This is a genomic window from Methylobacterium indicum (assembly GCF_017347565.1).
Classification (GTDB): domain Bacteria; phylum Pseudomonadota; class Alphaproteobacteria; order Rhizobiales; family Beijerinckiaceae; genus Methylobacterium; species Methylobacterium indicum.
Genome location: NZ_AP024145.1, coordinates 2,799,380 through 2,822,632 on the forward strand (window position 1 = coordinate 2,799,380; position 23,253 = coordinate 2,822,632).

A 23,253-nucleotide genomic window follows, 5' to 3' on the forward strand; every position below is an offset into this window, starting at 1 on the left:
CCCGGCGGCGTTCACGGCGCCGCCGTCACCGGCAGATCCGGGGAGATAGGGGCCGGGGCAGCGACGGGCAGGGGATCAAGGCCGAACAGGTCGGGGCAATCCTCCTCGCCCGGTCGCCGCGGCAGGCGCCGGCCCGGGGGCGCGGCCGGGCCGAGGAGCCGCATCACCCGCTTCGAGACCGCGACCGCCAGGTCCTCGCGCTTGGCCCGGGCCTCGACCCGGGCGAGGGCGTTCATCGCCGGCCCGAGCACGGTGAACTCGGCCCGCCAGCCGTCATCGAGGACGCCGACCAGAACCTCGCCGGCATGCACCGCGGCGGTGAGGGCGAGCGCCGGCAGGCCCTCGCGGCGGCGCGCCTCGTTCATCGCGTGCATCCGCACCTCGATCTCGCGCATGCAGGCCAGCGCCGCCGCCGCCTGCTCGGCCGGGGCGCCGTCGACGAACTGGGCCAGCACCCCGTCGCCGACATACTTGTCGACGAGGCCGCCGCGCCCGGTCACCGCCGCGTGGGCGAGCGCCCGCACCGCCAGCAGCCAGTCGAGCACCCGCGCCTCGCCCCAGCGCCGGGTCAGCGCCGAAAAACCCCGGATGTCGAGGGCGAGCAGGCAGGCGTGGCGCGGCTGGAGCGCCGTCGGCCCGTCGCGGCGCACGAGGTCGATCCCCGCCGGCACGAAGCGCGCCAGCGTCGCCCGCTCGTGCTCGAGGCGCAGCATCGTGGCCACCCCCCGGCGCAGGCGCAGCGCCCCCTCGATCACGAAGGCGGCGGCGACCAGGAAGGACAGGAGCCCGAAGACGTTCGCCGCCGGCGGCAAGCCGAGATGCGGATCGAGGAGCCCGAGGCCGAGGGCGCCCGACCATACCCCCGCGACGAGGGCGGCGAAGACTGCCGTATGGCGCGGCCGGAGCGTGAGGCCGGATTCGAGCAGCAGCAGGAAGGCCGGCAGGCGGCTCGCCATCGTGCCGGGCTCGTCGGCGACCTCGGCGGCCGCCACCATGTGCTCGAGCACGATGTAGGCGGCGAGCGCCGCGTCGAGCAGCGTCGCGATCCAGGCGAGCCGCGCCCCGCCCCGCCGCCGCGCCGTGGCGGCCAGCCAGAGCGAGGAGACCGCGTAGCCGCCCAGGATGAACCAGTGGCTGCCGGCATGCAGCACGCCGTCGCTGAGATGGGCCGAGACCGCCAGCACCAGCAGCATCACCAGCCGCATCGCCAGCATGCGGGTGGCGGTGCCGGCCGCGAGGCCCGCGGCGAGGGCGGATTCGTCCGCGGCGGGACGGGGCGCGGCAGCGCGGGCCGCCTCGGGATGCGGCGCCGCGTCCCGGTCCGGCGGGGTCCGATCGGGTGTGGTCATGCGGGGCAAAGCCTTACGCGCGGGCCGCCGGGGCGTCGAGGCCGGGCCTCTCCCCCGGATGGTCCGGCCCTCGGGTGCCGCCGACGCACCCGCGGGCCAAAGCGCGCGGGCGCTCGATCCGTTCCGGCGGGGCGCCCCTTGCGGGTCGAACCAACCATCGCCATCTCCAGACCATCCAATCGGATGGTTTATGGAAGGCGACAGGATGACGGGCACCGTTCACGAGCTGCGGCCCAAGATGCCGGACAGCGAGAAGGTCACGGTCAATCTCGGCTTCGTCGACCTCGGCCGCATCGACCTGATGGTGCGGGACGGCTTCTACGCCAATCGCGCCGACTTCATCCGCACGGCGGTGCGCAACCAGCTCGACCGACAGGAGGAGGCGGTGCGCCAGGCGGTGGCGCGCCGCCAGCTCAGCCTGGGGCTGACGCACATCACCAGGGCCGAGCTCGAGGCGGCGCGGGAGGCCGGGACGCGGCTGAGCATCCAGGTGCTCGGGCTCGCCAGCATCGCCGACGACGTCACGCCGGAGCTCGCCCGGGCCGCGATCGCGTCGATCCACGTGCTCGGCGCCTTCCACGCCAGCGCCGCCGTCAAGGCGGCGCTCGCCGACCGCATCGCCTGACCGGCTCCCTCGCTTCGCAAGGATGACACCCATGAGCGCCTTCGACCCGTTCGCCCGGGGCGGCCCGAACCCGGCCGGCCTCGCTTCGATGAACCTCGCCGCCGTCGACATGGCGGAGGTGACCCGCCTCACCCGCGCCGGCCGCCTCGCCGAGGCGGTGGCGCTGCTCCAGGGCCGCGCCGCAGCCGAGCCGCCCGTCTCCGAACCAATTCCGTCGCCGCGCGGCGCGGCGCCCGCCCTCGAGGGAGCCGTCGACCTGGAGGCCCCCGCGGAGCCGGGCGGCGCCTGGACCGTTCCGGGGGATGGCCCGGCGCGGGCCGCGGCCGCACCGTCCGGCCCGCCCGAGATGCCGGAGGCCTTGCGGACCCTGATGCAGAAGGCCGGCCAGGCCGGGGGCCTCGCCGAGCTGCTGCGCTCCGGCGGGCTCGGGGCGGGCCTGGAGGCCAAGCTGGGCGCCGACCTCGGCGCGACCCTGAAGGCGGGCCTTGGGGCAGGCCTCGGGGCAGGCCTCGGCCATGGCCTCGGGGCGCGCCGCCCCGTTCCGGTACCGCCGGGCGCCCGGTTCGAGGAGCGGCGCTTCGCGGGCCCGGCCGGCAGCCTGAGCTACAAGGTCTTCGTGCCGAGCGGCCGGAACGGCGAGGCCCTGCCGGTCGTGGTGATGCTGCACGGCTGCACCCAGGATCCGGACGATTTCGCCCTCGGCACGCGGATGAACGCGCTCGCCGAGGAGCAGGGCGCGATCGTGGTCTATCCGCGCCAGGAGCGGGCGGCGAACGCCCAGAAATGCTGGAACTGGTTCGAGCCCCGCGACCAGGGCCGCGGCGCGGGCGAGCCGGCGCTGATCGCCGGCATCGCCCGGGAGGTCGTGGCGGAGTTCGGGGCCGACCCGGCCCGGGTCTACGTCGCCGGGCTCTCGGCCGGCGGGGCGGCGGCGGCGATCCTGGCCGCGGCCTATCCGGACGTGTTCGCGGCGGCCGGCATCCATTCGGGGCTCGCCTGCGGGGCGGCCCGGGACCTGCCCTCCGCGCTCGCCGCGATGGGCCAGGGCGGGGCGGCGCCCAAGCGGGCGGGCGGGAGCGTGCCGACCATCGTCTTCCACGGCGACGGCGACCGCACGGTCCACCCCCTCAACGGCGAGCGGGTGGCCGCCCAGGCGCTGCCGGGCCCGGGCCTGACCGAGACCGTGACGCGGGGGGAATCACCCGGCGGCATCGCCTGGACCCGCAGCGTCCATGCGGACGCGGCCGGCCGGGGGATCGTCGAGAAGTGGGTGCTGCACGGGGCCGGCCATGCCTGGTCCGGCGGCAGCCCGGACGGCTCCTACACCGAGCCGCGGGGGCCGGATGCCAGCGCGGAGATGCTGCGGTTCTTCCGCGGGCACGCCCGGGCGGGCTGAGCTGTTGTCCCTTCGCGCCTTCGAGCGGACTCGTTCGAAGACGCCGGGGTCTCATGCCCCGGGGGACACCTTCGGGGTCGAGACCCGCAGGAGCAGCGCCACCGGCAGGAGCCCGACGGCGACGATGAGCAGGGCGGCGACCGCGCCGTCCTCGTAGGTGCCCCGGGCGGCCTCGCCGTAGAGATGGGTCGCCAGGGTCTCGACGTTGAGCGGGCGCAGGATCAGGGTCGCGGGCAGCTCCTTGACGCAGTCGACGAAGACCAGGAGCGCGCCGCCGAGCAAGGCCGGCCAGGTCAGCGGCAGGTGGACCCGCGCCAGCGCGCCGGCCGGGCCGCGGCCGAGGATGCGGGCGGCGTCGCCGAGCGAGCGCGGCACCCGGGCGAGGCCGGCCTCGCTGCTGCCGGCGGTGACCGCGAGGAAGCGCACCGCGTAGGCGTAGACGAGGGCCGCCCCGGTGCCGAGGCCCATCGCGGCGAGCGGCGCGCCGGTGAGCGCCCGGCTCGCGCCGTCGAGGGCCCCGTCGAGGGCGGCGAGCGGCGGCAGCAGGCCGATCGCCAGGATCGCGCCGGGGATCGCGTAGCCGAAGGTGGCGCAGCGCAGGAGCGCCTCGCGCCAGCGCCCGCCGAGAAGCCGGGGCCCCGCCGCCACGACGAGGCCGAGGGTGGTGGCGACCGCCGTCGCGAGGGCGGCATAGACCAGGGTGTTGACGCTCTCCGACAGGATCGCCCCGGACAGGCCGGCACGATGCAGCCGCCGGGATGCCTCGACCGCGAGGTAGCTCGCCGGCGCCAGGAAGCCGAGGGCGACCGGCACGAGGCCGAGGGCAAGCGCCGCGAGGGCCGCGGGGCCGGAGAGCGGCGTGCGGCTCATCCGGCGCGGGCGCTGGGCCGCCCCGGCATAGCCGCGCCCGCGCCGGGCCCGGCGCTCGACCGCGATCAGGCCGAGGCAGGCGGCGAGCATCACCAGCGCCAGGCCGGCGGCGCCGGGCAGGTCGGAGCGGTTGACCCAGGTGTCGTAGATCGAGACCGTGAGGGTGCGCACGCCCAGGAATTCCGCCGCCCCGATGTCGTTGAGGGCTTCGAGCAGCGCCAGGCTGGCGCCGAGCGCGATGGCCGGGCGGGCGAGGGGCAGGGCGACCCGCAGGAACACCGCGGCCGGCCGGGCCCCGAGGCTGCGCCCGGCCTCGACCAGCGTCGCCGACTGCATCAGGAACAGCGCCCGGGTCGGCAGGTAGACGTAGGGGTAGAGCACGAAGCCGAGGAGCAGGATGCAGCCGGGCAGGGAGCGCAGGTCCGGCAGGATCAGGTCGCGCGGACGGGCATAGCCGAGGAGCGCCCGGATCGCGCTCTGCACCGGGCCGACCGGATGCAGGAGGTCGAGATAGGCATAGGCCGCGATGTAGGTGGGGACGGCGAGCGGCAGCAGCAGCGCCCAGTCGAGGAGGCGCCGCCCCGGAAAGTCGTAGGCGGCGACGAGCCAGGCCGCCCCGGTACCGACCGCCACCACGACGAGTCCGACCCCGGCGAGCAGCAGGGCGGTGTCGCGCAAAGCCGGGGGCAGCACGTAGGCGAGGAGGTGCGGCCACAGCCCGCCCGAGCCCTGCAGCGCCTCGATCCCGAGTGCCGCCACCGGCGCCAGGACCAGGAGGGCGGTGAGGCCGGCGGCGAGCGTCCAGGCCAGGAGCCAGGGGCGCCGCGCCGGCCCGGCCGCGACCGGCCGGCGGCGCCCGGACGACGGGAGAGCCGGCGCGAGGGCCGCCTGCTCCACGGGGGTGCCGCGCTCCGCGAGGCCGCGCCCCGGGCGAGGAGCCCGCCGCAGCGGGGCCACGCCGCCGAGCTCCTGCTCGATCACGCCGTCGCGATCCGTCACGAGAGGCCCCGGCCGACGGACATCGGGGCAACGGCCGGCGCGACGGCGTGCGGCATCAGAGCTCCATCAGGTCGCGGCCGACGACGATCTCGCCCTTGAAGTGCGGCCGCACCGCCTCGAGCCAGACCTCGTCCTTGATGAACGGGTAGCCGCCGGGCACGAAGTGCGAGAGGACCAGCGTCTTCACGCCGGCCTCGGTCGCCACGCGCCCGACCTCCTCGGTGGTGGTGTGGCTGGCGATCAGGTGCTCGCGCAGCGTCCTGGCGTTGGGCTCGGTGGCGATGAGCTTGTCGAGCTCGGGCAGGTACATGACCTCGTGGACGAGGACATCGGCGCCCTTGGCGAGCGCGATCAGGTTCGGCGAGTAGCGGGTGTCGCCCGAGATCACGATCGAGCGGTCGGGGCAGTCGAAGCGGAAGGCGAAGGCCGGCTCGACCGGCGGGTGCTGGACCAGGGCCGCCGTCACCGTGACGCGCTCGTCGCGCATCACCGGGCCCGGCCCGGCGATCTCGTGCGGCACGATCAGGTCGGCGAGCGCCGGGCGCCCCTCGTCCTCCATCCGGGTCTTGATGTCGTCGTCGTTCAGGTCGAGGAACTGGCGCGTCATCCGGGCGAGGGGCGGCGGCCCGTAGGTGTCGACGCGGTGGGCGAGGTCGGTCGCCCAGGCGAGCAGCAGCACGTTGCCGTAATCGGCGTTGTGGTCCGAATGCTGGTGGGTGAGGAACACCGAATCGAGCGAGCCGAGCTTGAGCTTCGCCAGCACCATCTGCCGGCCGGTCCCGTTGCCGGCATCGATCAGGTAGGTGTGCCCGTCGACCACGATGGCCTGGGCCGGCGCGGCGCGGTTGGGCTTCGGCGTCGGGCCGCCGGCCGTCCCGAGCAGGATCAGCCGCGAGCGGCGCGGGGCGGGGGCGGGCGTCTGCGCCGCGGCGCCCGTCGCGGCGAGGCCGGCCGCCAGGGCGGCGGTGCCGCCCAGCAGCGTCCGTCGGGTCGGGTGGCGGAGGTCGTCGGGCACGGCGGTGTCGGGCATGGAGATTCGTCCAGGCGGGAGCGGCGGCTTTCGGCCCCGCTCGTCCAGGAACCCGCCGGTTCCGTCAAGGCAGGGAGCGGCAACGGAAGACCGGGGGAGGGCCCGGGATCACCCCCGGCGCCGTCGGCGGGAGCCCCTCCGGTCAAATGTTCGAGACGAGAAGAGCACAGGGTTTTCTCCTCTCCCCGCCCGCGGGGAGAGGAGGTGTCCCGAGCTTCGTCGTTCTCCCCACCGCATGACGCAGACGGATCGCGGATCAGCGATCGAAGCCGACCTTGTCGACGAGCAGGCTCGCCGCCTTGCGGTTGCGGGCGATCTCGGCGAGCGGGGTCGCATCGACCTTCAGGGTCCCGAGGGCGGCCAGCAGCGGATCGACGGCGACGCCGGGCTTCACCGGGTACTCGTAATCGGCCTTGGCATAGAGCGCCTGTGCCTCGTCGGAGGTGAGGTATTCGAGGAGCTTGACGGCGTTGTCGCGGTGCGGGGCGTTCTTCGCCACCACGGCGCCCGAGACGTTGACGTGGGTGCCGCCGCCCTGGAACGTCGGCAGCACCACCTGGATGCCCTCGCCCCACTTCTGCTGCTCGGGGCCGCCGCGGCCGCTGCGCATCAGGCCGACATAGTAGGAGTTGCCGAGCCCGATGTCGCAGAGGTCGGCGACGATGTCGCGGGCGACGTCGCGGTCGCCGCCGGCCGCCTTGCGGGCGAGGTTGTCCTTGAGTCCGCGCAGCCAGGCCTCGGTCTTGGCCTCGCCGTGCTTGACCAGATAGGCGGCGATCAGCGCGGTGTTGTAGGGGTGCTGGCCCGAGCGCAGGCAGACCTTGCCCTTCCATTTCGGATCGGCGAGGTCCTCGTAGGTCAGCCCGGCGAGGTCGCGCAGGTCCGGATCGGCATAGGCCACCCGGGCGCGGGTCGAGAGGGCGAACCAGCGGCCTTCCGGGTCGCGCAGGGCGGCGGGGATCGCCGCCTCGAGGGCGGGGGAGCGCACCGGCTGGGCGAGGTCGCGGTCGACGAGCTCGATCAGGTTGCCGATATCGACCGTCATCATCACGTCGGCGGCGGAGCGGGCGCCCTCGGCGGCGACGCGCTCGGTCAGGCCCTTGTCCACGAACACCGTGTTGACCGTGACGCCGCTCGCCTTGGTGAAGGCGTCCAGCAACGGGCGGATCAGGCCGGGCTCGCGGGTGGTGTAGAGGTTGACCTCGCGGGCGCCCTCCGGGGCGCCTTGCGCGCGGGCGGGGCCCGCGAGGGCGACGAGACCGAGGAGGCCGAGCGCGATACGTGACAGGGACAAGGGGCGTCTCCCGAAGGTGGCGCCTCCTAGAGAAGCAATCGCGAAACAAAAGCAAGCGCGATAGATTTTAGTTGTTTCAATGTAAGCCTGCTCGACCCGGCGCGCCAGTGTCTCTCACAAAACTCCCGATCACCGCCTCGGCTTGCTGTGGCGGCAACATTGCGGCGGGAGTTTTGCGAGGTGCACCAAGTCTTGTGGGCTACGCGGCTTCCTCGTCCGGCAGGACCAGCACGGCGTCGGGCACCAGCGTCACCCCGACGGCGTCGCCCGGACCGTAGGGCCCCGGCCCGGGCAGGCGGGCGCGCAGGGGCAGGGACAGACCCGGCAGGCCGAGATGGAGCACGCTCGCCGCCCCCAGGAAGGTGCGGCGCAGGACCTGGGCGGGCAGGCCGTCCCCCGGCGCCCCGACCCGCAGGGCCTCGGGCCGCAGGCAGACCCGGACCGGGGCGCCCTCCGGCAGGTGGGGGGCGGGCACCGCGCCGAGCGGCGTGCCGGCCCGGCCCCCGGCGATCCGGGTCGGGATCTCGGCGGCGTCGGCGAGGAAGCGGGCGGCGAACAGGCTCTCGGGGCGGCGGTAGAGCGCCTCGCCGGTGGCGACCTGGACGATGCGGCCGCGGCGCATCAGCGCGATGCGGGTTGCCACCGCCAGCGCCTCCTCGGGATCGTGCGTCACCATCAGGGCGGTGGTGCCGGTGCGGCGCAGGAGCGCCACCGTGTCCTCCCGCACCCGGTCGCGCATCCGCCGGTCGAGGTTGGAGAACGGCTCGTCGAGGAGCAGCAGCCGCGGTCCCGGGGCGAGGGCCCGCACCAGGGCCACCCGCTGCTGCTCGCCGCCGGACAGGGTCTGGGGATAGGCGCCGGCATGGGCCGCGAGGCCGACCTGCTCCAGGAGTTCGTCGGCCGCCTCGCGGGCCGCAGGCGGCTGGCCCTTGAGGCCGAAACGGATGTTCTCCCGCACGGTGAGGTGGGGGAAGAGGGCGTAGTCCTGGAACATCAGCCCGACGCCGCGCGCCTCGGGCGGCACGCTCGCGCCCGGCCCGGCGACGAGGCGCCCGTCGAGCCGCACCGTGCCGGCCTGCGGCGCCTCGAGCCCGGCCACGACCCGCAGCAGCGTGCTCTTGCCGCAACCGGAATCACCCAGCAGCGCCATCACCTCGCCCGGGCGCACGGCGAGCGAGACGCCGGCGAGGGCCTGCACCCGGCCGAACCGGCAGGCCAGCTCCTCCACCGCCAGGGCGGCCGGGCGCGAGGGGGCCGGTTCGGTCATGCGGGCGATCCTCGTGCACCAGGGAGGGGAGAAGGGGGAAGCGTCGGCGCTCATACACGCGATGCTCGCCCCGGGCGAGGGCGCCGGGACAAGGCGAGGGCGCGGGTGCCTGCGCCGATCCGGCACGGGGCGATCGCGCTCAGGGTCAATCGGGCGTTAAGCGGAATCATCGAATCCTCCGCATCGCCGCGGCCTGCACGAGTCGGCGGCGCGTCGAAGGGTGTGGTGCGTATGCGTAACCTGTCGGGCCAGGACGGCGCCCCCGAGGGAGGTCGAGCCTTCGAAGGGGGGAAAGTGGTGGCGTTCCGGCGCCGGGAGCGTCCCGGGCCGATCGAGCACGAGCTCGCGCCGAGCCCCCGGGTCGCCGCCGCGCGGCGCGACCAGCGCAGCCTGATGGACACGGTCTACGAGGCCGGCAGCCTGCCGGTGGCCGCGGGCGACCGCGAGACCAAGCTGCTCGCCTCGCGCCTGCTCGTCTACGGCTTCCTCACCATCGACGAGGTCGGCGAGGACGGCGCCACCCGCCGCCTGCGCCCCTCCGAGGCGGTGCGCGCCGGCCGCGAGCGCCCCTGGCGCCTGTCGCGGGCCTCGCGCGGGGTCAGCCTGTCGGTGCCGATCCCGGCGGTGGACGGGTTCCTGTTCGAGATGGCGTAACGGCAGGATTCCGCCCGCTTCCCGGACCGGTCGAGACGCCCCGCCGCTCCGGCCGCGAAAAATTGACTTTCCGGACCGGATCACCGACACGGGCGCCCGCCGCGACAGGCGCCGTGCGCGTCGGGATTTCCGGTTCGGAGCCATGCATTGACGAGCCTTGCCGCCGGGCGCCGCCCCGGCCGCGCCGCCTCCGTGGGTCTTCTCGCGGAGCGCCTCCTCGATCTCGGGGCGCGCAGCCACGGGGCGGCCTGCGCGCTGCTCGTCGTCCTGTCCCTGATCTGCTTCCTGCCGGGATTCGCCTCGCTCCAGCCGATGGACCGGGACGAGCCGCGCTTCGCCCAGGCCTCGAAGCAGATGCTCGAATCGGGCGAGTTCGTCGACATCCGCTTCCAGGGCGAGGCCCGGCACAAGAAGCCGGTCGGGATCTACTGGGCCCAGAGCGCGGTCGTCGCGGCCGGCGAGGCGCTGGGCGTGCCGGGCGCCCGCACCGCCATCTGGCTCTACCGCATCCCCTCGCTGATCGGCGCCGTCGCCACGGTGCTGCTCGGCTACTGGGCCGCGCTCGCCTTCCTGCCGCGGCGCCAGGCCCTGCTGGCCGCCGCCCTGGTGGGAGCCAGCGTGATGCTCTCGGCCGAGGCGCGGCTCGCCAAGACCGACGCGCTGCTCACCGCCTGCGCGGTCGCCGCCATGGGGGCGCTCGCCCGGGCCTGGCTGACCCGCGCCGCCGCCCTCCGGCTGCCGACCGGCACGGTGCTGACCTTCTGGCTGGCGGTGGCGCTCGGCATCCTGATCAAGGGGCCGATGGTCCCGCTCTTTGCCGGGCTCGCGGCGCTCTGCCTGTCGATCGTCGTCCGCTCCGGCGCCTGGCTCAAGCGCCTGCGGCCGGGCCTCGGCCTGGTCCTGGTGCTGGTCCTCGTCGCGCCCTGGTTCGTCGCCATCACGCTGAAGAGCGGCGGCGCCTTCTACGGCGAGGCGGTGGGCCACGACATGCTGGGCAAGGTCGGCACCGCCCAGACCCAGCACTGGGCGCCGCCGGGCACCTATCTCCTCGTCATCTTCGCCACCTTCTGGCCCGCCGCCGCCTTCGCCGCGATGGCGATCCCCTTCGCCTGGACCAACCGGCGCGAGGACGGCGTCGCCTTCCTGGTCGCCTGGGTGCTGCCGTCCTGGCTGGTCTTCGAGGCGGTACCGACCAAGCTGCCGCATTACGTGCTGCCGCTCTGCACGGCCCTCGCCATCCTCGCCGTGATGGCGGTCGCCCGCGGGGCGGTCCACCGCGACCGGCCGGGGGCGCGGCTCGTGGCGCTCTTGGTGCCGTTCATCCCGGCCGGCCTCACGATCGGCCTCTGCCTCGCCGCCTGGCGCCTCGACGGGGTGATCCCCTGGGCGGGGCTGCCGCTGCTCCTCGCCGCCAGCGCCGTCGCGTTCCTCGCCTGGCGCGCCTTCGTGGACGGGTTCCCGGAGCGTGCGCTCGCCGTCGCGGTGCTGGCGAGCCTGCTTCTGAGCCCGGCGGTGTTCGGGCTGACCCAGCCGGCGCTCGCCGCCCTCAAGGTCTCGCCGCGGCTCGCCGCGATCCGCGACGCGCTGCCCTGCCGGAATCCGAAGGTCGGCACCCTCGGCTACCGCGAGCCGAGCCTGGTCTTCCTGATCGGCACCGACCTCGCCATGCTCGATTCCGGCGAGGAGGCCGCCGCCTTCCTGCGCCAGGGCGGCTGCCGCCTCGTCTACGTCGAGGATCGCTTCGCCAAGGCGTTCGCGGACGCGGAGGGCGCGACCCCGCCGCACCCGGTCGGCCGCGTGACGGGCTTCAACATCAATGGCGGCAAGCCGGTCGGCCTGTCGGCCTACGCGGTGACGCCGTGACCCAGACGAAGAGCGACAAGGCCATGCCGGATCAGGCCATGCGGGAGCAGGAGGCGATCCGCCTCAGCGTGGTGGTGCCGGTGAAGAACGAGGCCGGCAACATCGCCCCGCTCCTCGCCGAGATCGCGACGGCCTGCGCGCCCTTGAGCCCGTTCGAGATCGTCTACGTCGACGACGGGTCGACCGACGCCACCCCGGCGGCCCTGGCGGAGGCGCGGGCGCGGCACCCGGAGTTGCGGGTGGTGCGCCACCGCGAGAGCTGCGGCCAGAGCGCGGCGGTGCGCAGCGGCGTGCTCGCGGCGCGCGGCGAGCTCGTCGCGACGCTGGACGGCGACGGCCAGAACGACCCGGCCTTCATTCCGGCGCTCGCCGCGGCGCTGATCGCGGCCGGGCCGGGGGCGGGGCTGGCGCAGGGCCAGCGCGTCGGCCGCAAGGACGGCCGGCGCAAGATGATCCAGTCGCGCATCGCCAACGGCGTGCGCGGCCGCATCCTCAAGGACGCGACGCGCGACACCGGCTGCGGCCTCAAGGTCTTCCGCCGGGCGGTGTACCTGCGCCTGCCGTATTTCGACGCGCTGCACCGCTTCATGCCGGCCCTCGTCGCCCGCGAGGGATTCTCCGTCGTCCACGGCGACGTGGTCGACCGGCCCCGGCTCACCGGGCACTCGAATTACGGCCTGTTCGACAGGCTCTGGGTCGGCATCCTCGACCTCGCCGGGGTATGGTGGCTGATCCGCCGCCGGCGCCGGGTGCCGCAGGTCGTGACGGGCGAGACGGGCGAGACGGAGTAGGGCGATGGTCGCCGACATCATGCACGGGCTCAGCGCCTATTTCTGGTCGCTGTTCACCGGCCCGGTCGACCTCGTGCTGCTCGTCGGCCTCGTCGGGCAGGGGCTGTTCACCGCCCGCTTCCTCGTCCAGTGGATCGCCAGCGAGAAGGCGGGGCGCAGCGTCATCCCGCTCTCGTTCTGGTTCCTGTCGCTCGGCGGCTCGGCGGTGCTGCTCGGCTACGCGCTCTACCGGCGCGACCCGGTCTTCATCCTCGGCCAGAGCCTCGGCACGGTGATCTACCTGCGCAACCTCGCGCTCCTGTTCCGCGAGCGGAAGGCCGAGGGGCGATAGGGGCCCGGCGCGCGGCTCTCCGGCGGGCGAAGCCCGGTCACCAGAGTTCCGCAGCGTCGGATTTCGCATCCCCCGCCCGGCCCGGCCTGGTGCAACCCGGCCGCGCCACCCCATCTATGCCCGGGCCGCGAACCGGCGGCGAGACAGGGGAACAGCATGGACGGTCACGTGTACGGAGCGCTCGGGCAGCCGGGCGTCGGCTTCCTGATGGCCATCGTCATCGGCGCGCTGGCGGGCTGGCTGGCGGAGCGCTTCATGAATTCGAGCATGGGCCTGCTCGGCAACATCGTGCTCGGCATCATCGGCGGCCTCGTCGGCAACTTCCTGGCGGCGCAGTTCCACATCCCGATCTTCGGGTTCTGGCGCAACCTCTTTTCGGCCACCATCGGCGCGGTGATCATCATCGCGGTGGTGCGGGCGGTCCGGGGCGAGCGGCGCTACTGACCGTCCCGAAACCGTGGCGCCTTCGGCGCGACGGCAGGCCCGGGATGGCGCGCCGCGCGGCGGCGCGTCACGCCCCATTTGCCCCGGCGGCCCGGACATCTTAAGTCAGGACCGCGCCGCGAAGGGTTCGCGACCGCTTCCCGCCCGGATCCCATGGCCGTCGTCCTCGACCTCCTGCGCAACGACCAGCGCCCCCGTCACCCGGAGAAGGCGCACCGGCCCGACCAGCCGATCCTGCGCAAGCCGGACTGGATCCGCGTCAAGGCGCCGGGCTCGCCGAAATGGGCCGAGACCCAGGCCATCGTGCGCGAGAACAAGCTCGTCACGGTGTGCGAGGAGGCGGGCTGCCCCAATATCGGCGAGTGCTGGGAGAAGAAGCACGCCACCTTCATGATCATGGGGGATACCTGCACCCGGGCCTGCGCGTTCTGCAACGTGCGCACCGGCATGCCGGATGCCCTCGATGCCGCCGAGCCCGAGCGGGTGGCGGAGGCCGTGGCCAAGCTCGGCCTGCACCACGTCGTCATCACCTCGGTCGACCGCGACGACCTCAAGGACGGCGGCGCCTCGCATTTCGCCGCCGTCATCGCGGCGATCCGGCGCTCGAGCCCCTCGACCACCGTCGAGATCCTGACCCCCGACTTCCTGCGCAAGGACGGCGCGCTCGAGATCGTGGTGGCGGCCCGCCCCGACGTGTTCAACCACAACCTCGAGACCGTGCCGTCGAAGTACCTGACGGTGCGCCCCGGCGCCCGCTACTTCCACTCGATCCGCCTGCTGCAGCGGGTCAAGGAGCTCGACGCCACCATCTTCACCAAGTCGGGAATCATGGTGGGGTTGGGCGAGGAGCGCAACGAGGTGCTCCAGCTGATGGACGACCTGCGCTCGGCCGAGGTCGACTTCCTGACCATCGGCCAATATCTGCAACCGACGAAGAAGCACCACCCGGTCCTGTCCTTCGTGACGCCGGACGCGTTCAAGGCCTACGAGACCACCGCCTACGCCAAGGGCTTCCTGCTCGTCTCGGCGACGCCGCTCACCCGTTCCTCCCACCATGCCGGCGAGGATTTCGCCCGGCTCAAGCAGGCCCGGCTCGACCGGCTGGGGACCCTCTGACCCGATGCCGAGCTTCCGCACCACCCGCACCGTCCGCCACAGCCCGACGGAGATGTTCGACCTCGTCGCCGACGTCGAGCGCTACCCCGAGTTCCTGCCGCTCTGCGACTCGCTCCGGGTGCTGCGCAAGCAGGAGGGCGAGGACGGCACCGAGACCCTCGTCGCCGACATGGGCGTCGGCTACAAGGCGATCTCCGAGCACTTCACCACCCGGGTCCGCCTCGACCGGCCGAACCTGAAGATCCTGGCCGAGTATATCGACGGCCCGTTCCGGCACCTCGAGAACCGCTGGACCTTCCGCGAGGCGCCGAACGGCGGCTGCACGGTCGAGTTCTTCATCACCTACGAGTTCAAGAGCCTGGCGCTCGGGCTCCTCATGGGCAAGATGTTCGACCGGGCGTTCCGCAAGTTCACGGATGCGTTCGAGAGCCGGGCGGACCGGTTGTACGCGCGGGCGTGAAATGTCACTCCCACCAGCCTGACATTCTCCGTCGTCGTCCCGAGGCTCGCCGCAGGCGAGAGCTCGGGATCTACGATCGCTGACGTTGGAGAAGCTGGCAGGCCTCGTCCCGTTTCGGTCTGCACCGTCAGTGGTTCGTATCACGGGATCCACTCTGCGGCCCCGGGATCGCCCCGTGGGGAGGGCTGATCCACATCACCCGATCAGAAAGCGCGGATTGCCCTCTTCAGAACCATTCATGGCCCGATCCACTTCAACAGATTGATACGAGCGGTCGTTGAAAAAGACCTCTCGTTCCGCTCTCGAATTTTCACCAAACCTCGGTTCGGTGTCGAAAATTCGAGAACGATCAACAGCCTGATGCGTCAGCATCTTCGGCTGTTGTTATCACTGCTCGATCGGAAATGTGCAAAAATGAGGATTCTGGTACTTTTTCCTGTACCGAGTGTAACCCGCCCCCAACAACTCAACGCATTCGGGCATTCGGGAGGCTGGAACAAACCCGCCAGCACTGGCGTAACCGAGAAATATCCACTTTTCGTCGTCAGTTTTATCCAGTTCACTGCCGTATACTATGCGTGGCCCTGCTCGATCGACAACATCGATCACGACCGTATCGCCGCCACCACCTATGCCGACGAGCCAATCTTCCGGCGTCCGATACAGGTTAATAGTGCTAGCTGGTCCCCAATCGGTCCAAAGTTCCTTCGACACTGTTCCGTGGGGAGTGTCGACCCGTAACGCGTAGGGCTGAGACTTCACGAATCCGCCCCACGCTTGGAAGCGTGCAACGGCATCACCCATCGGGAGCTGAACGAAAGATTCGCCAGTTGGCCAGATAGACATTCTAATATACAATATCATCCATAATAAAAATATAAATAAGGCGGCGATAGGAATACAGCCAATTTTTCTCATATAATTTTAGTATTTTTCGCTTGATTGTTTCTGCAACGCCACGCTGAGATCGCCCCCCTCACTTGGTGCAACCTGATTCGCGCGGATACAGAACAGAGCGCCAGAACGGCATAGTTGGTTTCAGATCAGCTAATTGGACGTCGAAACCATCGATGGGGCCGGGCTGGCTCAGAAACCGCATGGCGTGGCAGCCTCCGCGGGACGATTCGCGCTCCAACGATCTTACGCAACGCCATGGCTGCCGCAAGCCTGACCCCGCCGCCCCGTCTCACGACGGCTCGCCTCGTCCTGCGGCCGGCGCGGCCCGACGACGCCGAAGCGCTGTTTGCTGCCTACACGGCCGATCCGGAGGTTGCCCGCTTCATGACCTGGCGGCCGCACCGGGCCGTCGCGGAAACGCGCGACTACCTGCGCGCCTGCGCGGATCGATGGGCGGCCGGGACCGGGTTCACCTACCTGCTGGAGGAGTTGGATCGAGCCGGGCCGATCGGCGCCATCGACCTACGCCTGCACGAGATGAGCGCGGATTTCGGCTACGTGCTGGCCCGCGCCGCCTGGGGGCGCGGCCTGATGCCGGAGGCCCTGCGGGCGCTCGCCGACTGGGCGCTGGCGCAACCGGGGATCTGGCGCGCGGTCGCCACCTGCGACGTGGAGAACCGCGCCTCGGCCCGGGTGATGGAGAAGGCCGGGATGCGGTGCGAGGGCGTGCTGCGCCGCCACACCATCCATCCCAATCTCCAGCCCGAGCCGCGCGATTGCCGGCTCTACGCCCGGACGAAGGACGATTGAGGGTTTAGCGCCCCGGCAAGACCACCCCGAGATCGATCCCGCTCCCCATCGCCACGTAGCCCGCCCGGTTCGGATGCAGCCGGTCGCCCTTGCCGCCGGTGGTGCTCTCTGGGACCATCTCGGGGCGCAGACCGCCGGTCGAGGGATCGAGGGTCGCGGCGTCGAAATCCACCACGCCGTCGAACACCCCCGATTCGCGGATGAAGGCGTTGAGGCCTCGGCGCTTCTCGTCCTGCTCGGGATGGCCGTGGGCGGGGCTGGAACTGCCCTTGGCCGAGGTGAGAGTGGCGCCGATCACCCGCACGCCCGGGATGCCGGCGCGCAGGCGGGCAACGCCCTCGCGCATCCCGGCCTCGACCGCCTCCCGGGTGGCCCCGCCGTTGCGGCTGAAATCGTTGGTGCCCTCGAGCCAGATCACGCTGGCGACGCCCGACAGGCCGATCACGTCGCGGTCGAGCCGGGCCAGCGCCGAGGGCCCACCCGGGAAGGGCTTTTGGGGGCCGTATTCCGCCGGGCCGACCACCTGGTTGCCGCCGATGCCGGCATTGACCACCGCGACCCGGTTGCCGAGCGTCGTGTGCAGGCGGCGCGACAGCACGTCGGGCCAGCGGTCGTCGCCATTCATCGTCGAGGCGGTGCCGTCGGTGATCGAATCGCCGAAGGCGACCACGACCGGGGTCGGCGCGCTCACCGCCATGTCGAGCGCGTCGAGGAAGAACCACGAGGCGGTGGAGTACGGGAAGGCGGCCTCGTCCTCGTCGGCGCCGTGCGCGCCGGTGCCGGGCGCGGTGGCGTAGGAGGTCTGGAGCGCCTTGGCGTGCCAGGTCATCGGCCCGCTCGCCCCCACGACGTGGAGCGAGACCGCGAGCTTGCGCCCGGCGAGCAGGGCGGCGTCGGGGTCGGCCGCGAAGGGCAGGGCGACCGGGTCGGACCAGGCCTCGCCCCCGGGCGGGACCGTGACCCGGTCCTTCCCGGAAAACAGCACCGGGCGGTTCGTCCCCGGCACCAGGGCGGCGCCGCCGAGCTGCAGCCCGGCATGGACGCCGTCGAGGGTCAGCGGCCGGGTGCCGAAGGCGTTCGAGATCCGCAAGCGGGCCTCGCGCCCCCACACGTCCGGGCGCAGCACCAGCCGCAGGGTCTGGTCGCGGGCGCCCTCCGCCGGATCGGGAAAGGCGAAGCTCTGGTCGGGCTGGGCCGAGGGGTTGCCGACCGGGTAGGGGCCCTGGACCGGGCCGGCCCAGGCGGTCGTCCAGCGGCGCGGCGCTTGGGCCTCCGCCGGGGCTTGGGCCTCCGCCGGGGCTTGGGCCTCCGCCGGGGCTGCCGCCCACAGGGTCGCGCAACAGAGAGCGGCCGCGGCCGCCGCGTGCCAACGCCTCATCGTCGTCCTCCCGGTCGCGGGCGTCCTCGCGCCCCTGCCGACAGACAGAGCATGGCGCCTGCGGGAGCGCCAGCGTCTGCGCGCGGAATGTGCGCTGGAACACGCCGGGCCGCGCCGCGCGGGCGTAACCCTTCCACCATCTCGCGAGGGTCCGACGCCGCCGCACGATCGTCCGGCGATCGGCCGCGGCTCGTCGTGCTGCCGCCGCGATCCGTTCCGACGACCCGGCTCCCTTGATCGCTCATGCGAGGCTCCCGGGTCCCACCCGAGGGGGTGCTCGATGACCCAGCCGTGGCCCCACCATCACACCGACGGTTCGGTGCACTACACCCATTGCCGGCCCGAGGCCGTCGAGGCGCTGCCCGCCGCCGAGCCGGTGCGGCCCGACTGGCGCCGCCGCGGGCGCGGCGTCCTCGGCATGCTCGGCGCCTCCGGCTTCGTCGCCGGGGCGATCTGGTTCGCCATGCTGTGCGACCCGAGCGTTTCCCGCGCCGCCCTGCCGCCCTCCGCCGATGTCTGCACCAATGCCGGCCACGTCGCCCGGGTGTGGTTCGACGCCGAGACCGCCCGGCGCGCCCGCGTCGCCGAGGCGCCCCACCAGCACGCCTTCAACAGCATGCTGCTGTGGTACCGCTCGGCCGAGGGCCAGTGCGCTGCCGGCCGCACCCAGGAGGCGGTGCGCAGCTTCAAGGCGATCGAACGGATGATCGCCGGCTTCGACGCGAACCGCGCGGACCGGGACGAGGCCGACGAGTAGGGCCCCACGCCGAGTCTCCCTTTCGCCAAGGCCCTTGCACCGAGGCCCTTGCGTCCCACGCCCGTTCGCGCTTGGTTTCGCCCCTGACACGGGAGGGCTTGCGAGATGAGCGACGGGCTGACCTTCGTGCTGGTCCACGGCGCCTGGCACGGCGGCTGGTGCTGGGCCCGGGTCGCGGACCGGCTGCGGGCGCAAGGCCACCGGGTCTTCACCCCGACCTGCACCGGCCTCGGCGAGCGGGCGCACCTCCTGTCGCGCGCCATCACCCTCGACACCTTCGTGCGGGACGTCGCCGGGGTGATCGCCGCCGAGGAGCTGACCGACGTGGTGCTGGTCGGGCACTCCTTCGGCGGCCTCGCGATCAGCGGCGTCGCCGAGGCGATGCCGGAGCGGCTGCGCCACCTCGTCTATCTCGACGCGCTGATCGTGGAGCCGGGCCGGTCGCCCTTCGACGGGCTTCCCCCCGAGGTGGTGGCGGCCCGCCGCCGCGCCGCCGCGGACTCGAGCGGCGGCCTGAGCCTGCCGCCGCCCCCGGCCGCGGCCTTCGGCGTCCTCGATCCGGCGGACGTGCCCTGGATCGAGCGGCGCCTGACCCCGCACCCTTTGGGCACCTACGAGAGCCCGCTGCCGATCCGCGGCCCCGTCGGCAACGGGCTGCCCCGGACCTACGTCGATTGCACGACGCCGTCCTACGCCACCCTCGACCGGGTCAAGGCCTGGGTGCGGGACCAGCCCGGCTGGGGCTGGCGCGACCTCGCCACCGGCCACGATGCGATGGTGAGCGCGCCCGGGCCGCTCGCCGACCTGCTGGTGGAGCTCGGCCGGGGATAGGCCTATCCCATCGTCGCCACGGTGCGGCCGGGATCGATCTCGATCAGCCGCAGGCCGAAGCTGCGGCCCTCCTGCGCCTCCCAGTCGGCCAGCACGGCGTTGACCCGCTCCGGGCCCTGTTCGGCCAGGGTGCGGCTGCCGACCGATTCCCCGATGGCGTGCGCGACCTCGTCCATCAGCCGGGCGCGGGCCTTGCCGCGGGCGGGCCCCTCGGGCAGGCCGGCCTCGCAATAGGCGGCGACGATCTGCTCCGACAGGGTCTCGATGACGGCCTGGTTCACGGAGGTCATGCCCATGCTGCGCTCTCCCGTTCGACGGGGTCGTGCCCCGTCCTCTCGAGCCGGACCAACGCGGCAGGGCGAAGGCGGTGCCGCAAACACCTCGCACGACGCCCGGCGGGCCACGCCGCCGCACCGGGCGGCGACCGGGCGGCGTGCGCGAGACTCCTGCGAGGGACGCTCAGCCGGCCTGCTGCTGGCCGGCGCGGTGGGCCGCGAGGGTGACCACCTCGGCCGACGGCGCCTCGCTCGCCGGCTCGCGGCCCATCATGAAGATCACCGGGTTGCGCGGCATGTAGCCGGGATTGCGGCGCAGGTTGAGCAGCGGCTGCAGCTCCACCGCGGTCAGGTCCTTCGGCGTGGCGTCGCGCCAGACGTGGCCCGGCGAGGCGGCGCGGGCGAAGGGCCACCAGGAGCGGCGCTCGGTCTCGACCTGCAGGACGAGCTTGCCCGTCAGGGTCTTGCGGAAGTTGAAGCGACCCGTGATGGCCATGACGCGTCCTCCATTCCGGACAATCTGGACCCGCGCGGCTTAGCACGGCACTAACAGAGATGGGGCGGCCACGCTTGGCGGGAAAGCCCGGAGGCGCGATCGTCCCCGATCGGCCCACGGCCGCGCTGCCGCCCCCCCTGCACTAACGGTTGCGATGCTGAAACGCTCCCTCACGCTCACCGCCGCGCTGATCGCGCGCACCCATCCGCACCCCGTCGCCGCGGACGAACGCGGCCCCGGCTGCGGCATGGCGCTGATGGGCGAGGCGGAGGCCGATGCCCGCCTGGACGCGGCCCTGGCGGCGAAGCCCGGCGATCCCGACGCCCTGTGGCTGTTCGCCTACGGCGCCCTGATGTGGCGCCCGGAATTTCCGTTCTGCGAGCGCCGCGCCGCGACCGTGCGGGGCTGGCACCGGCGCTTCTGCCTGTGGCAGCCCGGCTTTCGCGGCACGCCGGAGCGGCCCGGCGTGATGCTGGCCCTCGACCGGGGCGGCCAGTGCCGCGGCTTCGCCTACCGGATCGTCGGCGACGATCTGCGCGAGGCGGTGCGGCCGGTCTGGCGGCGGGAGATGCGCGGGCGCGGCTACGCGTCCCGCTGGGTCGCCGCCGAGACGGCGGAGGGGCCGGTCCCGGCCCTGGCCTTCGTGGCCGACCGGGCGGGCGGGCGCTACGCCGGGCGGCTGTCGGACGCGGCGATCGCCGATCGGATCGCGGCGGCCTGCGGCCCCACCGGCCCGAGCGCCGAGTACCTGCTCAACACGGTGGCGGCCTGCGAGGCGGTGGGTCTGCGCGACCGCCACCTCTGGACCATGCAGGCGCTGGTGGCCGAGCGGCTCGCGCATTGGCCGACGGCACGGGCACCGGCTCGCCGAGAGAAAACGCCGCACGATCAATGACCGGGCGCTGCCCTGGCGGCTCAGAACAGCCCGACGCCGACGCCGGGCTCGCGCCGCGGCGGGTAGCCGTAGGGCCCGGTCGAGACGCCGTAATAGGGCAGGACCGGCGCGTAGCCGAAACCGAGGAGCCGGCGCGGCGGCGGCTCGACGACGACAACCTCCGCCTGCACCTCCGCCTCGAGGGCGACCGGCGGAGGGGGCGGGGGCGGCGCCCAGCCGGCCGAGAACCCGGCCCCGGCCCGCCCCGCATATCCGGCGGGCAGGTCGGCGGCCGTCGCCGGCGCGGCGGCGAGGGCGACCGCGAGGGCGAACCAGGCCGGCAGCGTACGGAACGTCATGGGTCGAACAACCTCGGCAGGATCAGTCGTACGGACAAGCTTCACCGGGGCATCCCGGTTCCCCGGATCGTGACCTAGATTGGTGAACGAACCGGAGCGCGCGAGCCCGCAGGACCGAGACGCTAGGACCGAGACACCATGACCGAGACGCCTGCGTTCTACGACGACCTCGCGGGCTGCCTCGCCGAGGCCTGGCGCCGGCTGGAGGAGGGGGCGGCCCACCAGAGCGGCTTCCACACGCCGGCCCTCGCCACGATCGGCCGCGACGGCGCCCCGCGCCTGCGCACCGTGGTGCTGCGCGGGGTCGACCCGACCACCCGCACGCTGCGCGTCCATTGCGACGCCCGCTCCGCCAAGGCCGCCGAGATCGCCGCCGATCCCCGGGTCTCGCTCCACGCCTATGACCCGAAGGCCAAGATCCAGGTGCGGATCGAGGGTACCGCCCGCCTGCACGGGGAGGACGGGATCGCCCGCGCCGCCTGGGCGTCATCGCGGCCGATGAGCCGGGTCTGCTACGCCACCGCGCCCGGGCCCGGCACGCCCCTGGCCGCGGGCGGCGCCTACGCCCCGCCGGAGGACGAGGACGGCGTGGAGGCGGGTTTTGCGGAGTTCCGCGTCGTGGTTCTGACGGCCGCCCGGCTCGAGTTCCTGTACCTCGCCCGCCAGGGCCACCGGCGGGCGCTGTTCACCTGGGACGGTGAGGCGCCCGCGGCGACCTGGCTGGCCCCGTAGAGGCTTTCCCGTCTCGACGCGCGAACGGGTCCGACATCTCGGGCGGCACACGGGACCGACACCGGCGCCCGGCCGCCGCGATGCGTGGTCACGCGAGGGGGCGCGCCCTCACGACGCCGCCCGCAGCCGCGCGAACCCGGCTTCGAGGTCCCGCGTCAGGTCCTCCATGTCCTCCAGCCCGACCTGGAACCGCAGGCCCGGCCCGCCGGGCGCCCATGGGTTGGCGGTGCGGTAGGGCGCGCAGTCGAAGGGGATGACCAGGCTCTCGAACCCGCCCCAGGAAAAGCCCATCCCGAACAGCTCCAGCCCGTCGAGCATCGCGGCGACCGCGGCCTCGGGGCAGGGCTTGAGGATGATCGAGAACAGGCCGGACGAGCCCAGGAAGTCGCGCGACCAGATCGCGTGGCCGGGATCCTCCGGCAGGGCCGGGTGCAGCACCCGGGCGACCTCGGGCCGGCCCTGGAGCCAGCGGGCGAGGGCGAGCGCCTGCTCGCCGTGCTCGCGCAGGCGCAGGGGCAGGGTGCGCAGGCCCCGGAGCGCCAGGAACACGTCCTCGGCGCCGGCGCACATCGCGAGCTGGTCGAAGGTCCGCCGCAGGGCCGGCCAGTATCGGGCATTGGCGGAGGTCAGGCCGAGCAGCAGGTCCGAGCCGCCCGACAGGTACTTGGTGCCCGCCTCGATCGCGATGTCGACCCCGCGCTCGTGGGGCGGAAACAGGAGCGGCGTCGCCCAGGTGTTGTCCATCAGCACGCAGGCGCCGCGGGCATGCGCGGCTTGCGCGATGGCCGGGATGTCCTGCATCTCGAAGCTCTGCGAGCCCGGTGCCTCGGTGAGCACCGCGGCCGTGTTCCCGCGCATCAGGTCCGCGATGCCGGCCCCGAGGGTCGGATCGTAATAGGTGGTCTCGACCCCGAACCGCGCCAGGAACCCGTCGCAGAAGACCCGGGTCGGCCGGTAGGCGGAATCGGTCACCAGCAGGTGGTCGCCGGCCTTGAGGCAGGACAGGAGCCCGACCGTGACGGCGGCGAGCCCCGAGGGCGTCAGCACCGTGCCGGCGGCCCCGGCGAGCTCGGTCCAGGCGCTCTCGAGGGAGCGGATCGTCGGCGTGCCGGCGGTGCCGTAGGTGTACTCCGCCCGCCGGTTCTTGAGCGCGTCGTAGCTCTCGTAGAGCACGGTCGAGCCGCGATAGATCGGGGTGTTGACGAAGCCGTGCTGCTGCGACGGGTCGCGGCCGGCATGGACCAGGCGGGTGCGGGTGCCGAGGCGGCTCTTGTCGCGGGGCGGGGTGATGCTCATCGGGCCTCTGGCGTGATGGGATCGGGCGTGAGGAAAACGGGAAATCGACCGGGGCGAGC

The 23,253-nt window shown here is 73.2% G+C and carries 25 protein-coding genes; 14 read left to right on the top strand and 11 right to left on the bottom strand.

Features of this window, described 5'->3' with window-relative positions:
- Positions 1 to 11: 11 nt before the first annotated feature.
- Entirely contained in the window at positions 12 to 1,349 is a 1,338-nt protein-coding gene (locus miv_RS13120) for an adenylate/guanylate cyclase domain-containing protein (protein WP_207183099.1), read from the bottom strand.
- A 205-nt stretch (positions 1,350 to 1,554) separates the two neighbouring features.
- Between miv_RS13120 and miv_RS13125 the strand changes: the two genes are divergently transcribed.
- Positions 1,555 to 1,974 (top strand): CopG family transcriptional regulator, encoded by a 420-nt coding sequence (locus tag miv_RS13125; RefSeq protein WP_207183100.1) that lies wholly within the window; start codon positions 1,555 to 1,557, stop codon positions 1,972 to 1,974.
- A gap of 88 nt (positions 1,975 to 2,062) precedes the next feature.
- The gene (locus miv_RS13130; protein ID WP_207183481.1) at positions 2,063 to 3,370 is read left to right on the top strand and encodes an extracellular catalytic domain type 1 short-chain-length polyhydroxyalkanoate depolymerase; all 1,308 of its coding nucleotides are present in this window, start codon (positions 2,063 to 2,065) and stop codon (positions 3,368 to 3,370) included.
- Between the two features lie 51 nt (positions 3,371 to 3,421).
- Here miv_RS13130 and miv_RS13135 read toward each other — a convergent pair whose 3' ends face one another.
- The 4 genes from miv_RS13135 to miv_RS13150 form a co-directional block, all read right to left on the bottom strand.
- Entirely contained in the window at positions 3,422 to 5,137 is a 1,716-nt protein-coding gene (locus tag miv_RS13135; protein WP_207183482.1) for an ABC transporter permease, read from the bottom strand.
- A gap of 157 nt (positions 5,138 to 5,294) precedes the next feature.
- On the bottom strand, positions 5,295 to 6,269 hold the full coding sequence (locus tag miv_RS13140; RefSeq protein WP_207183101.1) for an MBL fold metallo-hydrolase: 975 nt from the start codon (positions 6,267 to 6,269) through the stop codon (positions 5,295 to 5,297).
- A gap of 256 nt (positions 6,270 to 6,525) precedes the next feature.
- Positions 6,526 to 7,548, bottom strand: coding sequence for an extracellular solute-binding protein (locus miv_RS13145; protein ID WP_425312981.1), 1,023 nt, complete (start codon positions 7,546 to 7,548; stop codon positions 6,526 to 6,528).
- A gap of 214 nt (positions 7,549 to 7,762) precedes the next feature.
- Positions 7,763 to 8,830, bottom strand: coding sequence for an ABC transporter ATP-binding protein (locus miv_RS13150; RefSeq protein WP_207183103.1), 1,068 nt, complete (start codon positions 8,828 to 8,830; stop codon positions 7,763 to 7,765).
- Positions 8,831 to 9,061: 231 nt separating this feature from the next.
- On the opposite strand from miv_RS13150, the gene miv_RS33325 reads away from it, so the two are divergent.
- The 7 genes from miv_RS33325 to miv_RS13185 all read left to right on the top strand — a co-directional run bounded on the left by miv_RS33325 (position 9,062) and on the right by miv_RS13185 (position 14,489).
- Entirely contained in the window at positions 9,062 to 9,484 is a 423-nt protein-coding gene (locus tag miv_RS33325; RefSeq protein ID WP_244538238.1) for a hypothetical protein, read from the top strand.
- A gap of 147 nt (positions 9,485 to 9,631) precedes the next feature.
- On the top strand, positions 9,632 to 11,347 hold the full coding sequence (locus miv_RS13160) for an ArnT family glycosyltransferase (protein WP_207183104.1): 1,716 nt from the start codon (positions 9,632 to 9,634) through the stop codon (positions 11,345 to 11,347).
- 38 nt (positions 11,348 to 11,385) lie between these two features.
- Positions 11,386 to 12,138, top strand: a complete 753-nt coding sequence (locus tag miv_RS13165) for a glycosyltransferase (RefSeq protein ID WP_207183483.1) — start codon at positions 11,386 to 11,388, stop codon at positions 12,136 to 12,138.
- Between the two features lie 4 nt (positions 12,139 to 12,142).
- Positions 12,143 to 12,469 (top strand): lipid-A-disaccharide synthase N-terminal domain-containing protein, encoded by a 327-nt coding sequence (locus tag miv_RS13170; RefSeq protein WP_048431022.1) that lies wholly within the window; start codon positions 12,143 to 12,145, stop codon positions 12,467 to 12,469.
- A gap of 156 nt (positions 12,470 to 12,625) precedes the next feature.
- Complete coding sequence (locus miv_RS13175) at positions 12,626 to 12,913, top strand: GlsB/YeaQ/YmgE family stress response membrane protein (RefSeq protein WP_048431021.1); 288 nt, start codon at positions 12,626 to 12,628, stop codon at positions 12,911 to 12,913.
- A gap of 153 nt (positions 12,914 to 13,066) precedes the next feature.
- A complete protein-coding gene (gene lipA / locus miv_RS13180) occupies positions 13,067 to 14,029 on the top strand; it encodes a lipoyl synthase (RefSeq protein WP_048431020.1) in 963 nt (320 codons plus the stop codon).
- Positions 14,030 to 14,033: 4 nt separating this feature from the next.
- Positions 14,034 to 14,489 (top strand): type II toxin-antitoxin system RatA family toxin, encoded by a 456-nt coding sequence (locus miv_RS13185; protein ID WP_048431019.1) that lies wholly within the window; start codon positions 14,034 to 14,036, stop codon positions 14,487 to 14,489.
- Positions 14,490 to 14,684: 195 nt separating this feature from the next.
- Here miv_RS13185 and miv_RS13190 read toward each other — a convergent pair whose 3' ends face one another.
- A complete protein-coding gene (locus tag miv_RS13190; RefSeq protein ID WP_207183105.1) occupies positions 14,685 to 14,861 on the bottom strand; it encodes a hypothetical protein in 177 nt (58 codons plus the stop codon).
- A 780-nt stretch (positions 14,862 to 15,641) separates the two neighbouring features.
- On the opposite strand from miv_RS13190, the gene miv_RS13195 reads away from it, so the two are divergent.
- Positions 15,642 to 16,196: a GNAT family N-acetyltransferase gene (locus tag miv_RS13195; protein WP_207183106.1), complete on the top strand. Its 555-nt coding sequence runs from the start codon at positions 15,642 to 15,644 to the stop codon at positions 16,194 to 16,196.
- A gap of 4 nt (positions 16,197 to 16,200) precedes the next feature.
- Here miv_RS13195 and miv_RS33730 read toward each other — a convergent pair whose 3' ends face one another.
- Positions 16,201 to 17,574 (bottom strand): GDSL-type esterase/lipase family protein, encoded by a 1,374-nt coding sequence (locus tag miv_RS33730; RefSeq protein WP_207183107.1) that lies wholly within the window; start codon positions 17,572 to 17,574, stop codon positions 16,201 to 16,203.
- A 280-nt stretch (positions 17,575 to 17,854) separates the two neighbouring features.
- Here miv_RS33730 and miv_RS13205 point away from each other — a divergent pair, with 280 nt between their 5' ends.
- On the top strand, positions 17,855 to 18,331 hold the full coding sequence (locus tag miv_RS13205) for a hypothetical protein (RefSeq protein WP_207183108.1): 477 nt from the start codon (positions 17,855 to 17,857) through the stop codon (positions 18,329 to 18,331).
- A gap of 105 nt (positions 18,332 to 18,436) precedes the next feature.
- Positions 18,437 to 19,162, top strand: a complete 726-nt coding sequence (locus miv_RS13210; protein ID WP_207183109.1) for an alpha/beta hydrolase — start codon at positions 18,437 to 18,439, stop codon at positions 19,160 to 19,162.
- A 2-nt stretch (positions 19,163 to 19,164) separates the two neighbouring features.
- Here miv_RS13210 and miv_RS13215 read toward each other — a convergent pair whose 3' ends face one another.
- Together miv_RS13215 and miv_RS13220 are read right to left on the bottom strand one after the other, a co-directional pair.
- On the bottom strand, positions 19,165 to 19,458 hold the full coding sequence (locus miv_RS13215; protein WP_048431016.1) for a hypothetical protein: 294 nt from the start codon (positions 19,456 to 19,458) through the stop codon (positions 19,165 to 19,167).
- Between the two features lie 163 nt (positions 19,459 to 19,621).
- Entirely contained in the window at positions 19,622 to 19,933 is a 312-nt protein-coding gene (locus miv_RS13220; RefSeq protein ID WP_048431015.1) for a hypothetical protein, read from the bottom strand.
- 154 nt (positions 19,934 to 20,087) lie between these two features.
- On the opposite strand from miv_RS13220, the gene miv_RS13225 reads away from it, so the two are divergent.
- The gene (locus miv_RS13225) at positions 20,088 to 20,828 is read left to right on the top strand and encodes a gamma-glutamylcyclotransferase (protein WP_207183110.1); all 741 of its coding nucleotides are present in this window, start codon (positions 20,088 to 20,090) and stop codon (positions 20,826 to 20,828) included.
- A 20-nt stretch (positions 20,829 to 20,848) separates the two neighbouring features.
- On the opposite strand, the gene miv_RS13230 is transcribed toward miv_RS13225, so the two are convergent.
- Positions 20,849 to 21,166 carry a hypothetical protein gene (locus miv_RS13230; RefSeq protein ID WP_207183111.1) on the bottom strand — a complete coding sequence of 106 codons (318 nt, stop codon included), beginning with the start codon at positions 21,164 to 21,166 and terminating at the stop codon, positions 20,849 to 20,851.
- 138 nt (positions 21,167 to 21,304) lie between these two features.
- Here miv_RS13230 and miv_RS13235 point away from each other — a divergent pair, with 138 nt between their 5' ends.
- Positions 21,305 to 21,898 carry a pyridoxamine 5'-phosphate oxidase family protein gene (locus miv_RS13235; RefSeq protein ID WP_207183112.1) on the top strand — a complete coding sequence of 198 codons (594 nt, stop codon included), beginning with the start codon at positions 21,305 to 21,307 and terminating at the stop codon, positions 21,896 to 21,898.
- A gap of 108 nt (positions 21,899 to 22,006) precedes the next feature.
- On the opposite strand, the gene metC is transcribed toward miv_RS13235, so the two are convergent.
- Positions 22,007 to 23,194 (bottom strand): cystathionine beta-lyase, encoded by a 1,188-nt coding sequence (metC, locus tag miv_RS13240; protein WP_207183113.1) that lies wholly within the window; start codon positions 23,192 to 23,194, stop codon positions 22,007 to 22,009.
- Positions 23,195 to 23,253 lie beyond the last annotated feature (59 nt).

Bases quoted from the DNA above. Each gene is read 5' to 3' on its own strand.
- miv_RS13120 (WP_207183099.1), bottom strand. From the start codon at position 1,349: ATGACCACACCCGATCGGACCCCGCCGGACCGGGACGCGGCGCCGCAT.
- miv_RS13125 (WP_207183100.1), top strand. From the start codon at position 1,555: ATGACGGGCACCGTTCACGAGCTGCGGCCCAAGATGCCGGACAGCGAG.
- miv_RS13130 (WP_207183481.1), top strand. From the start codon at position 2,063: ATGAACCTCGCCGCCGTCGACATGGCGGAGGTGACCCGCCTCACCCGC.
- miv_RS13140 (WP_207183101.1), bottom strand. From the start codon at position 6,269: ATGCCCGACACCGCCGTGCCCGACGACCTCCGCCACCCGACCCGACGG.
- miv_RS13150 (WP_207183103.1), bottom strand. From the start codon at position 8,830: ATGACCGAACCGGCCCCCTCGCGCCCGGCCGCCCTGGCGGTGGAGGAG.
- miv_RS33325 (WP_244538238.1), top strand. From the start codon at position 9,062: ATGCGTAACCTGTCGGGCCAGGACGGCGCCCCCGAGGGAGGTCGAGCC.
- miv_RS13165 (WP_207183483.1), top strand. From the start codon at position 11,386: ATGCGGGAGCAGGAGGCGATCCGCCTCAGCGTGGTGGTGCCGGTGAAG.
- miv_RS13170 (WP_048431022.1), top strand. From the start codon at position 12,143: ATGGTCGCCGACATCATGCACGGGCTCAGCGCCTATTTCTGGTCGCTG.
- miv_RS13175 (WP_048431021.1), top strand. From the start codon at position 12,626: ATGGACGGTCACGTGTACGGAGCGCTCGGGCAGCCGGGCGTCGGCTTC.
- lipA (WP_048431020.1), top strand. From the start codon at position 13,067: ATGGCCGTCGTCCTCGACCTCCTGCGCAACGACCAGCGCCCCCGTCAC.
- miv_RS13185 (WP_048431019.1), top strand. From the start codon at position 14,034: ATGCCGAGCTTCCGCACCACCCGCACCGTCCGCCACAGCCCGACGGAG.
- miv_RS13190 (WP_207183105.1), bottom strand. From the start codon at position 14,861: ATGCTGACGCATCAGGCTGTTGATCGTTCTCGAATTTTCGACACCGAA.
- miv_RS13195 (WP_207183106.1), top strand. From the start codon at position 15,642: ATGGCTGCCGCAAGCCTGACCCCGCCGCCCCGTCTCACGACGGCTCGC.
- miv_RS33730 (WP_207183107.1), bottom strand. From the start codon at position 17,574: ATGAGGCGTTGGCACGCGGCGGCCGCGGCCGCTCTCTGTTGCGCGACC.
- miv_RS13205 (WP_207183108.1), top strand. From the start codon at position 17,855: ATGACCCAGCCGTGGCCCCACCATCACACCGACGGTTCGGTGCACTAC.
- miv_RS13210 (WP_207183109.1), top strand. From the start codon at position 18,437: ATGAGCGACGGGCTGACCTTCGTGCTGGTCCACGGCGCCTGGCACGGC.
- miv_RS13215 (WP_048431016.1), bottom strand. From the start codon at position 19,458: ATGGGCATGACCTCCGTGAACCAGGCCGTCATCGAGACCCTGTCGGAG.
- miv_RS13220 (WP_048431015.1), bottom strand. From the start codon at position 19,933: ATGGCCATCACGGGTCGCTTCAACTTCCGCAAGACCCTGACGGGCAAG.
- miv_RS13225 (WP_207183110.1), top strand. From the start codon at position 20,088: ATGCTGAAACGCTCCCTCACGCTCACCGCCGCGCTGATCGCGCGCACC.
- miv_RS13230 (WP_207183111.1), bottom strand. From the start codon at position 21,166: ATGACGTTCCGTACGCTGCCGGCCTGGTTCGCCCTCGCGGTCGCCCTC.
- miv_RS13235 (WP_207183112.1), top strand. From the start codon at position 21,305: ATGACCGAGACGCCTGCGTTCTACGACGACCTCGCGGGCTGCCTCGCC.
- metC (WP_207183113.1), bottom strand. From the start codon at position 23,194: ATGAGCATCACCCCGCCCCGCGACAAGAGCCGCCTCGGCACCCGCACC.